General features: G+C 71.2%; 10 protein-coding genes. 7 read left to right on the plus strand and 3 right to left on the minus strand.

Translation table 11 applies throughout. From position 1 onward, the window contains the following. The first annotated feature begins 1,144 nt into the window (after window positions 1-1,144). Entirely contained in the window at window positions 1,145-2,812 is a 1,668-nt protein-coding gene (locus tag A3IC_RS56340; protein ID WP_020552673.1) for a hypothetical protein, read from the plus strand. A 617-nt stretch (window positions 2,813-3,429) separates the two neighbouring features. On the opposite strand, the gene A3IC_RS0124370 is transcribed toward A3IC_RS56340, so the two are convergent. Beyond that, complete coding sequence (locus tag A3IC_RS0124370) at window positions 3,430-3,957, minus strand: hypothetical protein (RefSeq protein WP_020552675.1); 528 nt, start codon at window positions 3,955-3,957, stop codon at window positions 3,430-3,432. 744 nt (window positions 3,958-4,701) lie between these two features. On the opposite strand from A3IC_RS0124370, the gene A3IC_RS0124375 reads away from it, so the two are divergent. From A3IC_RS0124375 to A3IC_RS0124405, 6 genes are all read left to right on the plus strand, one after another. Further along, complete coding sequence (locus A3IC_RS0124375; RefSeq protein WP_026218675.1) at window positions 4,702-5,952, plus strand: hypothetical protein; 1,251 nt, start codon at window positions 4,702-4,704, stop codon at window positions 5,950-5,952. A gap of 861 nt (window positions 5,953-6,813) precedes the next feature. Beyond that, the gene (locus A3IC_RS56345; RefSeq protein WP_020552676.1) at window positions 6,814-8,109 is read left to right on the plus strand and encodes a cation:proton antiporter; all 1,296 of its coding nucleotides are present in this window, start codon (window positions 6,814-6,816) and stop codon (window positions 8,107-8,109) included. Continuing rightward, window positions 8,096-8,575, plus strand: coding sequence for a CBS domain-containing protein (locus tag A3IC_RS0124390; RefSeq protein WP_020552677.1), 480 nt, complete (start codon window positions 8,096-8,098; stop codon window positions 8,573-8,575). The genes A3IC_RS56345 and A3IC_RS0124390 overlap by 14 nt, the downstream gene beginning before the upstream one ends. Further along, the gene (locus A3IC_RS0124395; RefSeq protein ID WP_020552678.1) at window positions 8,572-9,870 is read left to right on the plus strand and encodes an ArsB/NhaD family transporter; all 1,299 of its coding nucleotides are present in this window, start codon (window positions 8,572-8,574) and stop codon (window positions 9,868-9,870) included. The genes A3IC_RS0124390 and A3IC_RS0124395 overlap by 4 nt, the downstream gene beginning before the upstream one ends. 135 nt (window positions 9,871-10,005) lie before the next feature. Beyond that, entirely contained in the window at window positions 10,006-10,398 is a 393-nt protein-coding gene (locus tag A3IC_RS62610) for a hypothetical protein (protein WP_158696084.1), read from the plus strand. A gap of 129 nt (window positions 10,399-10,527) precedes the next feature. Further along, entirely contained in the window at window positions 10,528-10,914 is a 387-nt protein-coding gene (locus tag A3IC_RS0124405; protein ID WP_026218676.1) for a hypothetical protein, read from the plus strand. 374 nt (window positions 10,915-11,288) lie between these two features. Here the strand turns inward: A3IC_RS0124405 and A3IC_RS0124410 are convergent, their stop codons facing one another. Continuing rightward, entirely contained in the window at window positions 11,289-11,528 is a 240-nt protein-coding gene (locus tag A3IC_RS0124410; protein ID WP_020552681.1) for a hypothetical protein, read from the minus strand. Between the two features lie 487 nt (window positions 11,529-12,015). Then, complete coding sequence (locus tag A3IC_RS0124415; RefSeq protein WP_020552682.1) at window positions 12,016-13,644, minus strand: CocE/NonD family hydrolase; 1,629 nt, start codon at window positions 13,642-13,644, stop codon at window positions 12,016-12,018. Window positions 13,645-13,712: the final 68 nt, after the last annotated feature.

Here is a 13,712-nt window from a genome sequence, read left to right on the forward strand (position 1 = left end):
CCCCACGCCTGCTCCAACCCGCACGCGCCCGCTTCACCCTCCTCGACGCCCTCGACGACCACATCCCCCTCACCCGCACCCCCGACCCGGACGCCACTGCCGTCGGGGCCTGGCTCGTCCCCGCCCACCTCGACCAGGCCCTGCACTGCTACGCACCCGACGGGGCCCCCCTGGGCGAACTCCGCACCACCGTGCCCCCGGACGGCACCCCGCGGGTCACCTGGCACGCGCTGCCCTACTCCCGGTACCCCGACCAGGAAGACCTGCGCGACGAGTTCAAGCACCTGTACGACTTCCTCACCGCACTGCGCGCACGAGGCCCCGCCGCGATGCGCGCACTGCTGACGGTCGTCGACCGGACCCTGTCCACGACCGCGCCCACCGGAGGCACCCCACCGCCGGCCACCCCCAGCGTGCTCCTGGGACGCCCCATCGCCCTGATCCGCGTCAGGCTGCAACTCGACCTCGACGGGCCACCCCTCACCGACCCCTCCTGGCAGAACCTGCGCGAGGCCGAATCACCGCCCTACCCCCACTACCGCTGGCCGATCCGGCTCGGCGAGCGCAACGAACTTGCCGACGGCCTCGTCGGCTACTTCCGCGGCACACACGGCGCCACCGACTACACCCTCCTGCACACCGTCCTCGACCACGGCGAACTCCCCGACCAGGGCCGCGCCTACCTCAACCCCATCGGCACCGGTGTCGGCCTGACCCTGCCCGCCAGACCCCCCGGCTCCGACCCGGACGACCGCGAAGCGGCGTTCCTCACCCTCCTCGCCGACCCCCGCGGCACCATCCACGCCACCACCGACATCCTGCCCACCGCCGAGATCAAACTCCCCACCCGACTCGTCGAACCACCCCTCGCCACCCTCCCGGTCTCCTTCCGCCTCGGCCCCCTCCCCACCNCCCCGGCCCCCGAAGAAGCCCGNACCGGCGAGGCCCCCGCGCTCACCCTGCCCCGACCCTCCGACCGCCACGGCACCTGGACCTGGGCCCAACGCGACGGCGACACCTGGACCACCACCCCCACCGACGCCGCAGACGACCGAGCCCAACACCCCCGCCCCACCCCGACGCTGCGCACCGGGCGTCTGCAGCTCCGTCCCGACCCCGCCGACGAGACCGAAGGAACCCGCCGATGACCACCGCCGTGCGCACCGCCCAGGACTGCAAGCTGAGCTACGCCCTGACGACGACTCCCAACCCGTTGACCGCCAGTCCGCCGAACATCGTCCCCGGCACCGAGGACGAACACGCTTTCGCCGACATCGACATCGTCGTCTCCAACAGCGGGAACACGCCTGTGCGGTGCTCCAGGATCGCCATCGTGCTGCCCGTCGGCTCCCGCGCGCGTGACATCGCCGTCACCGGCGAGGGCATCGACGCCTACGTCAGCCCCGAGACGGAATGGACCGTCGTCGACATCCAGTCCGACGTCCTGCTCGCGATCCCCACCGCCGAGACCGCCGTGTTCGCCCCGACAGGCGACGACGCCGAGCCGTCCGTGGCGCGTTTCGAGGTGATCCCGCGCTCGGGCCGCGACATCAGCGTCGACGGCCTCTACATCCACCTCGCCGGCATCAAGGTCAGCACCAAGAGCGGCATCGCCCGGATCGACATCGAGGAATGGGCCACCGACACCGAAGGCCCCCTTCCCGAAGTCCCCAACACCATGAAGCTCGACGTCGCGAAGTTCCCCTTCCGCAGCGGATCCGACCCCCACCCCGGCATCGGCCGCGCCCTGGTCGCCCTCGAGGGAACCGGCCGGCCCCCGGCGACGAAGATCGCCGCCGGCGCCCCCGTCGTCCTGGAATGGCACCACCAACGCGGCGACAACCACGAGCTGTACGCCGACGGCAAACGCGTCGGCGCCTCCCAGGCCGAACTCGAAGCGATCGCCGGCGGCAGCCGCTGGCCGATCGACGCCGGCCTCACACGCGACACCGCCTTCGCCCTCAAGACCAGCACCCCCACCCCGACATCGGGCCATGTCGTCCGCTGGGACCACGTCACCGTCTGCGTCAGCAATCCCACCCTGGACGCCCTCACGGTCTCCGACACCCTTCACGCTCAAGGCCCGACGAAGGCCCACACGACGCTTGCCGTCGGCGGCGAGCTGGTCCCCGGCTCGGTCCTCTCGGTGGCCGGCATGGCCGCCGCCACGACCGTGACCGCCACGGGGGAGGTCAAGGGCGCCACGGTCACCGGTACGACAGCGGTGAACGGCGCCGTGGTGACCGCCACCGGCGAGGTCAAGGGCGCCACGGTCACCGGCACGACAGCGGTGAACGGCGCCGTGGTGACCGCCACCGGCGAGGTCAAGGGCGCCACGGTGACGGCAACCGGGCAGGTGCGCGGAGCCACGATCAGCGCCACCGAGAAGGGCGACTTCGCCAGCGCGACGATTGGCGGCACACTCACCGTCCAGGGCGCCGTCGCTCTGTCCGGCGCCATGAGCACGCTGTGGCCCCGCTTCCAGGTGCCCACCGGTAACGGCTTCCACGGAAGATCCTTCAAAGCCCAAACCGCGGGACTGGTCGTCGGCGTCGTCGACGTCGGCGACACCGGCACGAACGGCACCGTCCGGGTCCTCGACCAGGCCGGCACGACATTGGCGTACGCGGCCTGGGAGCACAGGGGATCGGCCACCGTCGTCGCCCGGATCAACAAGGACCAAACCTTCCAAGTCGGCTCCACCCGTCGCTGGGACCCCAAGGGCGACGCGTACTGCACGTTCTACTGGCTGCCGTTCGGCTCCGGCGCCGCCACCGCGCTCGCGCTGGACGACCCCGAACCCAACACCTGACCCCTTCCGCGCAGCAGCGCCGGCCTCGCCGTCGGAACTGCACCGGTCAACCCCGTCGCGGACCCGGGCAACGTCGAGCAGACGCGGCCGAGCGCCGTTCTCCCCGCCGACTCGTCCACGAGCAGGCGGGGCACCGGCGTGTTTCCCGACCAGTGCAGGCACGCGGCATTCGCCGGAATCACCACGGATGATGCCGCTGTACCTCCTCTCACAGCTGCGCCGTGCGTTGCCGCGAGCGACGTGCCGAGGGACGGAAGCGGACGGCACCTCCAGGGATCGGGAAGCCGGCGGCGTCGTCGGTACGACGCGCGCGGGTGTGGTGCCTGATTCAGCCGCCGGTGAGGTCGAGCACGTCCCACTACGACGCGCGCGGGTGTGGTGCCTGATTCAGCCGCCGGTGAGGTCGAGCACGTCCCACTTCGGGCCGTCCGGCCGAGTGCCACCAGGCGGTGGCCGTCTCCACGCGTGTCCCCGGACGCCGTCGCCCCCGCGCGCGGCCTCCCGACCGTCCATGAACAGGGGGGTCTCCTCGACGGCGCGGGCCGCCACCCCGTGTGGACGTACCGGCGATCGCCTTCGCAATGGCGCGCTGTGAGGTGACACCCGGACTGGGCCGGCTACTCCCGAGGTGTGACCGGGAGGGTTTCGTCGAGGAGGGCGTCGAGGATCGCTTCGAACTCGTCGCGGTGGCGCTCTCGTAGGGCGCACAGGGCTCGGACCTCCAGTTGCCGGAGCCCGTCCTTCGCGAGCATGAGGCTGTCGCCGAATCTGCGCAGCGCCGATTTCCAGGGCAGGTGCCAGAACACCGGGGCGCAGTCCGGCGGGGGTCGCACGCCCATCCGCCGCAGTTGCTCCCCGGTGGCCGACACGATGCGGCCTCTCGTGGCCAGGTCGTCGAGTCGGCGCTTGAGGTTCACGCTTGTGACGTGCGCGTACGCCTCGGGAGAGGATCGCTTCCTCATGGCCTGGACCTTGTAGGCCACCACGCTGGTGCTCACCGGCGCACTGCACTCGTCCAGAGCCGCGATCACCTCCTCGTCCGTGGGTCTTGTCCAGGCGCGGGTGTCGATCTCGTAGTCGTCGTGGACGACTTCGGCGCCTGAGGTCGCATCGTGGGCAGCCTCATATGGACTCTTGGAGTGCACGGAACTCTCCTGCCCGCTTCGAGCGAGTACGTTCCGCGATGCTTTCATCACCACGCCCGGGCGGGCCGGTGAACGCCTGATTCAACCCCGAACGATTGACGCTGGGCTTCGTCGGCGGCAGGCGCCGCGCGGTGGGTGCGGAAATCCACGACGCGCTCGACCGGCGCCGGTGACCAGTCCCCGCTTGCGGACCGCCGCCAGAATGCCGTCCAGGATCTCCGTTCCGCCGTCCGCACCGATCAGCCGGTCCCTGAATCTCCGCCCGATCCCACCGCCGGTGGTCGTCCACGTCCGCCGACACCTCACCGGGCACGCACGTCCGGCGCGCGGGCCCGCCCTTCGCCACCGCCGGCAACCGGAATCTCGCGTAGCCGCTCCCGGCGGGCGTCGCCCGCAGCGCCTCGAACACGGTCGGCGCGCCCTGCTCGGCCGGCCTGGGCCCGGTACGGATCCTCACGTCACGAGACGCCGCGTCGCGTGCCGCCCACCGCCCGCGAAACCCCGACCGGGGCAACCGATCCGTTCCGGCGGTCGGCGGCGGGCCAACGAGACGATCCGGCCGAGCGTCGCGCGCGTACCGGGACCGCTCCCGGTCGAGGCACGCAGATGCGCCGCCGCCGTCGTGTGGGCGTTTTCGGACAGTTCTCGACCGAATCCCGCGATTCCCACTCCCGTGTGGATACCGTGAGCGTGATTGGCATGACGGTCCGTCACGGCGTTGCGGGTGTGAAAGGTGCTGGGTTCATGTCGCTGGGAAATGATGCGGTCGCGGTCGCCACGTCGGGTTCGCTGGTCGCGGTCGGGGACGACCGTTTCCAGCAGGTGTCGGGACTCCTGGAGGCGGCGGAGGGCAAGGTGATCACGGCCGTGGCCGCGGGGAGTTCGTTCGCCCTGGCGGTGACCGCCCAGGGCACGGTCCTGGGTGCGGGGAAGGACACCGACCACCAGGTGTCGGGGCTGATCGAGGCCGCGAAGGGGCATCACGTCACGGCCGTGGCCGTGGACGGCAAGACCAGCGTCGCCCTGACCGACGACGGCACGCTCCTGGCCGCCGGAGCGGGCGCGGACCGGGTCCTGGAAGCCATCGGCGGCGAGAGGATCGCCGCCGTCTCCGGCGGCGCCGGGTTCTTTCTCGCCCTCACCCGGGCCGGCGCGATCCTGGGTGCCGGGAACGACGGTTCGCAGCAGATCTCCGGCATCCGGGCCGCAGCCCAAGGCAAGCGCGTCACGTCCGTGGCGGCCGGCGTCAACGAGAGCCTCGCGGTGACCGACGAGAAAACCCTGCTGATCTCGTGGGACCTGCCCCCGATCCTGGCACAGATCGCCGCACTCACCGCCGGCAGGAGGGTCGCCGACGCGTGCTCCGGCGGGGACTTCGCCCTCGCCGCCCTCGACGACGGCACACTGATCGCCACCGGCCGAGACGACGGGGTGCGGGCGATCCTGACCGCGGCGGCCGGGGGCACGAAGATCACCCGACTGGCCTCCAATACCGGCGCCACCTGGGCTCTCACGCCGGAAGGAACCCTCCTGGCCGCCGGCAGGGACGGCTACGAACACATCCCCGCACTCCTGGACGCCACCGCGGGCAGGCAGGTGTCCACCGCCTCCGCGAGCGGATACCTCGCCCTGGCCGTGATCCGCGAACCCGACCGGGGCTGCGGCCCCCTGGAACCCGGCCAGATCTGCGCCTCGTTCACCGTCGCCCCCGACCCCCACGACGTTCACGTCCTGTCCTTCAAGGTCGGCGGCGACCACCGCGAACTCACCTCCGGCGCGCCCTGCGCGGCCCTGGACACCCGTGACACCGAGGCCACCCACCTCATCGTCCGCCGCGCGTCCACCTCCCAGGACGTCGCCACCGGATCCGCCTACTTCACCCACGACAGCGCCACCGGCACCGTGGACATCGACCCCGACAAGAGCCAACTCCCCCACGGCCTCACCCACCGACGCACCGACGGCAACCGCTTCGCCTTCACGTGGACCACCTGACCCACACCCCACCCCACCCGGAGGGACGACGGCATCCGAGCCCCGTGAAGTCGTCGTGCTCGCTCGACGGCTCTCACGGTGTCCGGGGCGTCGGGGTTGTCCGGGCCGGGTCGGCGGGCTCCACGTCGTCGCCCCGGTGGGTGGCTCACCGCCGATCGACTCGCTCACCACCCACGGGCGGCAGCGAAATGATCGACGCGATCATCGCCGTGTTGCGGGCGGTTTGTTCGCGAGCCGTGACGACCCAGGTGGGCGCGAGCCCGATCGGGGCCGCGGGGGCGGCCGGGCGGCTGCCCCGGAAAAAGGGGGAACCGGTGTACGTACATCCTGCGACGCACCACGTCCGCGCACTACGCGGTGACCGCGCGCATGGACCTGCTCGCCGCCGACGCGATGGACCGGTTCGTCGCCGCGCACCCACCGACGACGAACGCTCCCCCTACTACCACCGCCACGGCCGCCGCCACGACATCGACCCCGTCGAGGCGGTGCGGCGCCGGAGCGCCCGTCCGGTGAATACCCTGTCCGGGCGTCGTGGCGACCCGGACCGCGGGCGGGGACGCCGGGCCGGGAGGTTCCGGGCGTGCCGGTGCCCCGGCCGGTGGGGGAACGTCTCCTCTCGCGGGTGCCGGGCGACGTGCTGGTCGCCGGGCTCCGGCGAGGGCGGGCACGCGTTCGTCGTACCGACCGTCATGTCGCTGATTCGGGAGGCAGACTGCCGGGTTCCGGCAGCGAAGACGGCCCTGGCTGTATCCCTGTCTCCCTGTCGTGGCCGCGTCAAGAACGTGTAAGTTCCTCCTCGGTGTGCCGGGAAGCCTGGTCGGCGTCGGGAGAACTCTCTTCGTCGATCGGGGGCTTGTCGTGGTGCTCATCGCCGTGTTCGGTGTCGCGCTGTTGGTGGCGGTGTTGTTGTCGGGGTTGGCGGCGCGGTCGGTGTTGTCCACGTCCTTGCTCTTTCTGTGCGGCGGCGCGTTGGTCGGCGACGGCTTCCTGGGGCTGATCCACATCACCCCGGACAGCGGGATCGTGTCGGTCACCGCCGATCTGGCGTTGTTCGCGGTGTTGTTCACCGACGGCATGCACGTCTCCTTCCCCAAACTGCGCACCACCTGGCGCAATCCCGCCCGCGCGCTCGGCCTGGGCATGCCGTTGGCGTTCGTCGGCATGGCGTTGGCCACGCACTACCTGGTCGGGCTGGACTGGACGACGTCGTTCCTGGTCGGGGCCGTGCTCGCGCCGACGGACCCGGTGTTCGCGTCGGCGATCGTCGGACGCAAGGAGGTCCCGGCCCGGTTGCGGGAGTTGCTCAACGTCGAGAGCGGCGTCAACGACGGCCTCGCGCTGCCGGTCGTCCTGCTGCTGATCGCCGCCGCCGGACCGACCGCGCACTCCGCCGAGGCGTCCCCGGCGAAGATCGGCGCCGAACTGGTCGCCGGACTAGCCCTGGGCGTCGTGCTGCCGCTGCCGATCCACCTGCTCACCAAGTTCAGGCTGCTGGGCGCCGAACCCAAACTGCAGCCGCTGTTGGCGTTGGCGACCGGGGTGATCCTGTACGCGACCTGCCACCTCACCCACGCCAACCCCTACCTCGCGGCGTTCTCCGCCGGCGCCGTGCCGGCGTCGATCTCGCCGGAGTCCAAGGCGGTGTTCGAGCCGCTCGGGGAGGCGCTGTCGGAGTTGGCGAAGTTCGCCGCGCTGCTGGTGTTCGGGGCGCTGCTGACGCCGAGCCTGTTCGGGGACCTGCCGGTGGGCGGCTACGTCGCGGTGGTCTTGGCGATCGTGGTGATCCGTCCGGCGTCGCTGCTGGTGTCGCTGGTGGGCACCGACATCGACCGGCGCGAGCGGCTGGCGGCGGCGTGGTTCGGGCCCAAGGGATTCGCGTCGGTGGTGTACGGCCTGCTGGTGCTCCAGTCGGGCATCCCGCACGGCGAGCGGGCATACACGGTGATCGCGGTGTGCATAGCCTTCTCGATCGTCGCGCACAGCAGCACGGACGTTCCCGTCGCCCGCGCGTTCGACGTCGAGGACCTGGTCGGCATCCCGGACGACGACGCCGCTCCGGTCCACGCCGTGGCCGTCAGGAAGCCGCACATGCACACACCGGGGACCGGATCCGCCGTCGGCGAGAACGAAGGAGTTCGTGATGCGCGCACGTGACCTGGCGACCGAGTACCCGGTACTCCCCTTGGACAGCGACGCCCTGGACGCGGCGCGGCTGCTCGCCGAGCAACGCCTGCCCGGGGTGCTCGTGTTGGACGCGGCCGGGGAGCCGTACGCCATCCTGCCCGCCTCCCGCCTGGTGGGGCTGCTCGTCCCGGGCTATGTCATCGACGATCCGGCGCTGGCGGCGGTGATCGACGAGCCGCACGCGGACCGACTGTGCCGGGCACTGGCCGGCCGCACGGTCCGCGAGTGCCTGCCCCGGGAGAAGGCGGTGCCCTCGGTCGCCGACCCGGACGACACCGCGCTGGAGGTCGCCGCGCTGATGGCGCGCGAGCGCAGCCCGCTGGTGGCGGTGGTCGAACGACCCGGGGGGCGTTCGACCACCGCCACCGCAAGGCCCCGTCTTCTCGGTGTGATCACGGCGTCCCATCTGCTCGAACAATTGCTCGGGGTGGCATGAACGACTGGCACGGCTGGGCGGCGGTCGTCGTCTTCGTCGGCACCTACGCACTGATCATCAGCGAGAAGATCCACCGGGTCGCCGCCGCCATGGGCGGCGCCGGCCTGATGCTGGCGATCGGCGCGACCGACGACGTCTCCGCGTTCTACTCCCAGGACAGCGGGATCGACTGGAACGTGATCTTCCTGCTGCTGGGCATGATGATGATCGTCGGCGTGCTGAAGAAGACCGGCATGTTCGAATACCTGGCGATCTGGTCCGCGAAGAAGGCACGCGCGAAGCCGTTCCGGGTGATGGTGATGCTCATCGTCATCACCGCACTCGCCTCCGCGCTCCTCGACAACGTCACCACGGTGCTGCTGGTGGCGCCGGTGACACTGCTGATGTGCGAACGACTGGCCCTGCCCGCGGCGCCGTTCCTGATCGCCGAGGTCATGGCCGCCAACATCGGCGGCACCGCGACCCTGGTCGGCGACCCGCCCAACATCATCATCGCCAGCCGCGCCGGCCTGACCTTCAACGACTTCCTGGTCCACCTCGCCCCGCTCGCCGCAGTCCTGGTCCTGGTGCTGATCGGCCTGTGTCGGGTGATGTTCCGCAGCACCTTCGTCTACGACGAGGACCGCGCCGCCGAGATCATGGCCCTCAACGAACGCGAGGCCATCCGCGACCCGCGCCTGCTCGTCCAGGGCCTGGTCGTCCTCGCCTTGGTCGTCGCCGGATTCGTCCTGCACCCGATCCTGCACTACGAACCCAGCATCGTCGCCCTGCTCGGCGCCGGCGTGCTCATCGCCGTCTCGACCGTGGAGACCAACGAGGTCCTGGGCGAGGTCGAATGGCCCACCCTCGCCTTCTTCGCCGGCCTGTTCGTGATGATCGGCGGCCTGATCGACACCGGCGTCATCGACCACGTCTCCACCGCCCTGTCGAACGTGATCGGCGACGACGAACAAGGCGGCGCCCAGATGATGCTCGGCGCCTCCGCCGTCCTGTCCGGCGTCGTCGACAACATCCCCTACGTCGCCACCATGGCCCCCATCACCGCCGACATCGTCCACGACATGGGCGGCACCGGCACCCACGTCCTGTGGTGGGCACTGGCCCTCGGAGCGGACCTCGGCGGCAACGCCACCGCCATCGGCGCCAGCGCCAACGTCGTCGTCCTGGGCATCGCCGAACGCAACCGCCAACCCATCACCTTCTGGCAGTTCACCAAATACGGCCTCATCGTCACCACCGCGACCGTCGCCGTCTCCTCGCTCTACCTGTGCGCACTCTACGGACTCCTCACCTGACAGCGACCCTCGAAGCACCACCCGCACCGAGCACCCGAGCACCCGATCACCCCGGTTCCACGCGCTTCGCGCACCACGACGATCCACCGAAATTCCTTCACCACACGCCCGGGAGGGTGCGCATGACCGTGGCGGTTGAGCGCCCGTGCCGAGCGGGAGAGGTACGTTGCCGTCGTCGGTGACGGCAACGTGCGCATGGTCGTCGAGATCGAGCAGTGGGCGCAGCCGCCCGACGGGCGGCGCGCGTTCCGCGGCGGCGTGTTGTCCTCCGGTCACCGCGTCCACGACGCCCTGGTCGGCGGGCCCGACCCGGTACCGACCGACAGCCGCAACCCCGTCGCGTATTTCCGGCACCCGTCGGAGGCGGGCACCTGCCGCTGCGGCTGTGGCGAGGCCGTCCCGGGCGGCGAGTGGGCCCAGGGGCACGACCAGCGCCCGTTGCACGGTGTCGTCAACGATGACTTCGGCGGCTCCGTGGGCCGGTTCCTCGACTGGTACGAGACGAACAAGACCTCCGCCGAGGTCTGATCCTCATCGGGTTCCTCGGGCTGCGCGGCCGGCCCGAGGAACCCGATGCGCGGGGCAGTGCGGCCAGCGACGCCCCGGGCTACTTCCTGAACGCGGCCGGGAGGTGGTAGCGGGGGACGAGGATCCGCCGTGTTCGTTGTCGTGGTCGACCGCTCCGACCGCGACCAGGCGCCGCGCGGCATCGAGGACTTGGTCGACGTCTCCCGGTGCGGTGTCCTCGCCGGGCAGCGGGATCGGCCGCTGCTGAAGGCACAGCAACACGAGTGCGGCCATGGTGCGTTCCCCGCGAGCCGGGATCAGTCCGTGCCCGAGCGCCCACAGGGATTTGGCGGCGTCGACCTCGACCGGCTGACCGTCGAGGTCGAACCGGTACGCCGCCGGGAACACCCGATCGCCGATCACCTCGACCCGCTCCCGGAACACCACGCCCCGCGTGAACGACGGGACCTCGGCTCCCGACCGCGCCGCAGGGACACCACTTGCACGAACCCGACCTCGACGACCCAGGTCCCGTGAACTCCCCCTGCGGTGTGGCGGTCACGCCCACGCGGACCACTCGTGCGTCGGCCTCGGCTCGTCCTTGTCGCGGGGCTGCTCCACGTTCCCGCGTTCCCGTGCCCGGATCGCGCGTTCCGGCCGGGCGTGGGCGGGGTGTTCACCGATGCGGGCCGGGTGGGTCGGGTTCCTCGGTGAGGGGTTCGGCGGCTGCGAGGAGTCGGTGGACGGCGTGGGAGAGCCCGGCTCGCCTACCGGGTCCGGTGCGTTCGGGCCGCGGCGGTGTCCTCGCGCGCTGTGCCCGCCGGACGCGCGAGCGGGTGGCACCGCCCAGGTCCCGGACCGCGCACGCCGGCGTACCGGGGCACGGGCGGTCGCCGGTCGGCTCGGCGGTCTCACCGTCCTTTTCGGCCGGTGATCAGCAGGACGAGCAGGACCACGACCGCGCACGCGAGCACGACGACCAGGGCGGCGAGCGTGAGAACCGTCGCGTACAGGTCCGCGGCCGCGCGCCGCACGGCCTCGGCCGCGGCGTGGAGTTCGTGTATGCCCTCGCGGAACCGCTCCGCGGCCAGGCCGCCGGGACCGAAGGACCGTGGATCCATCAGCGTGATCCGGCCGTCGGTCTGCATCATCGGCAACCGGCCGCTGTCGAGCGACTGCGGCCTGCGGGAACGACCCGCCGTACTGCGGGCCCGGCGTCCTCAACCGGCACCACAGATCAGGGACTTCCGCAGGCAGGTGCGGGTCGTCGGGGAGCGTGCCGTCCCAGTCGGCGTGCGGGACGTCGTACCAGTCCCGGTAGAGCCCGCCCGGCGGACGCAGACGGCTCAGGTCACAACCCGCGGCCCGCTCCCGAACGGAGGATCGCGGGCGCGCGGAGGTCTTGCGGGCCTTGGGTTTCTTCTTGGGCATGCCGAGCCCCCGGCCTGGGAGCACGACGATCTCCCGAACCCGCTTGGCGACCGGGACGAAACCGGGTCGCTGTGGATCACCGACCCCACCCTGCGAGGCCACCGACAACCCCACCCCCGTGGACGCGTAAAGCGCCTGCGCCTGGCTGAAGAGCTCCTGCGACTCGGCCCGGTCCGATGTGGATTGTGCTTGTGGCCGGCCGAGCGCCTACCCGAGCACGGTGATGTTGAGCGAGCCGGTGTGCAGGGTCTGGGTGCTGGGCTTGGGGGCCGTGGTCAGCCAGGGGTTTTCGTCGGTGCCGGAGTTGGGGACGTAGAGCGGGAAGTCGCTGCCGGCGACGATCAGGGCGAGCCGGTGGCCGGGGCGGACGCGATAGCCGGTGTGACCGAGGTCGATGCGCAGTTCGCCGCGCCCGGTGCCCTGCGCGTCGCCGCGCACGATCATGCGGGCGGTGCCGTCGGGGGCGACGTCGAGGAGCTTGGCGAGCACGTCGAAGGTCGGCGCGGTGCTCTCCGCGTCCAGCGTCAGTTCGACGGGGCCGGCCAGGTCCAGCGGTTCGGTGCGCACGGGGCCGGTGAACAGCAGTACGTCGTCGCGGTCGGCGACGGCCTGCTCGTCGGGGTGGAAGCGCAGTTGAATCCACGTCATCGGCAGGGTGGAGGGGACCAGTGCCTCGGGGTTGTACCGCCAGTCGACGCTGGAACCGGACGCGTCGGGCTGCTCACTCAGGCTGCCACCGGGGGCCGCGCTCGTTGCGGCCTGGGCATCGGCCAGGGAGAGCGAGACGGTCCGCGTGCCCTCGGGGGGCCACACGTCGGAGGTCTGCCAGCCGACGTGGCCGAGGTGCCAACGCACCTTGGGCAGGGTGTCCAGCGGCTTGGCGCCCTTGAGGAAGACGTCGAAGAAATCGAGCGCGGGACCGAGGTAGGAGTCCAGTGACTCCTCGCTCATGCTGTCGTCGGTGTGAGGTGCGTCGTGGAGCGGGTAACCGTTGTGGTCGCTGCTGCCCGCCGACAGGTACTGGACGGCGGCCCAGCCGGGGCGCTTGGCGAGCTGGGTGTAGTCGTACATCTGGGCGGCCCCGATGTTGTCGTACCAGCCCACGCACTGCAGTACGGGCACCGGGCGCGCGTCGTAGGGGTGGACCGTGCCGTAGGCGTCCACCGGGACGGGGCGTGGCACGGTCAGGTCGAATGCGGACGAGCGGGCGCCGATGGCCTCGAAGGCCGCCTCGAAGGCGTCGCGCAGCGGGCGGATCGAGTAGTCGGGCTCGTACTCGTAGGTGTCGCGGTCCACCCAGTGCGACGCGAGGTAGAGGGCGCCCTCCATCCACGGGACGCGCCGGATCGCCGGATCGCCGGGGTTCATCACGTGCGGTGCCCAGCCGGTGGAGGTGACCCGGGGGACGATGGCGCGCAGCGCGGGGTGCTGGCCGGCCACCGCAGCCCACTGGGCGAACCCGTAGTAGGAGTCGCCGAACATGCCGACGGCGCCGTCAGACCACTCCTGGTTGACGATCCACTCGATGGAGTCGTAGCCGTCGTTGACCTCGCCGCTCCACGCCGCAGTCTCGCCCTCGGAGCGGAACTTGCCGCGGACGTCCTGGACGACGAGCGCGTAGCCGCGGGCGTTGAAGCGCTCGGCGACCGTGTCCATGAAGACGAAGCTGCTGTTCTTGTCATAGGGCAGGCGAACCAGGACCGCCTGCACCGGCTCGTCGCCCTCGGGGAGGTAGACGTCGGTGGCCAGGCGTACGCCGTCGCGCATCCGCACCATGGACTGGCGGGCAGTCGACGGCACCGGCGCGGCGGTGATCCGGGTGAACTCCAAGGACATGACTTCCCCTAACTGATGGGCGGCTTGGACGGGCGGGCATACTCGCGCCACCGGTCGCGATCAATAAT

It is taken from the genome of Embleya scabrispora DSM 41855 (assembly GCF_000372745.1).
In the GTDB taxonomy this organism is placed as follows: Bacteria; Actinomycetota; Actinomycetes; order Streptomycetales; family Streptomycetaceae; genus Embleya; species Embleya scabrispora.

What these genes read in the sequence shown, in the direction of transcription:
- A3IC_RS56340 (WP_020552673.1), top strand. Translation starts at nt 1,145, where the DNA reads ATGACCACCGCCGTGCGCACCGCCCAGGACTGCAAGCTGAGCTACGCC.
- A3IC_RS0124375 (WP_026218675.1), top strand. Translation starts at nt 4,702, where the DNA reads ATGTCGCTGGGAAATGATGCGGTCGCGGTCGCCACGTCGGGTTCGCTG.
- A3IC_RS0124390 (WP_020552677.1), top strand. Translation starts at nt 8,096, where the DNA reads ATGCGCGCACGTGACCTGGCGACCGAGTACCCGGTACTCCCCTTGGAC.
- A3IC_RS0124395 (WP_020552678.1), top strand. Translation starts at nt 8,572, where the DNA reads ATGAACGACTGGCACGGCTGGGCGGCGGTCGTCGTCTTCGTCGGCACC.
- A3IC_RS0124410 (WP_020552681.1), bottom strand. Translation starts at nt 11,528, where the DNA reads ATGATGCAGACCGACGGCCGGATCACGCTGATGGATCCACGGTCCTTC.
- A3IC_RS0124415 (WP_020552682.1), bottom strand. Translation starts at nt 13,644, where the DNA reads ATGTCCTTGGAGTTCACCCGGATCACCGCCGCGCCGGTGCCGTCGACT.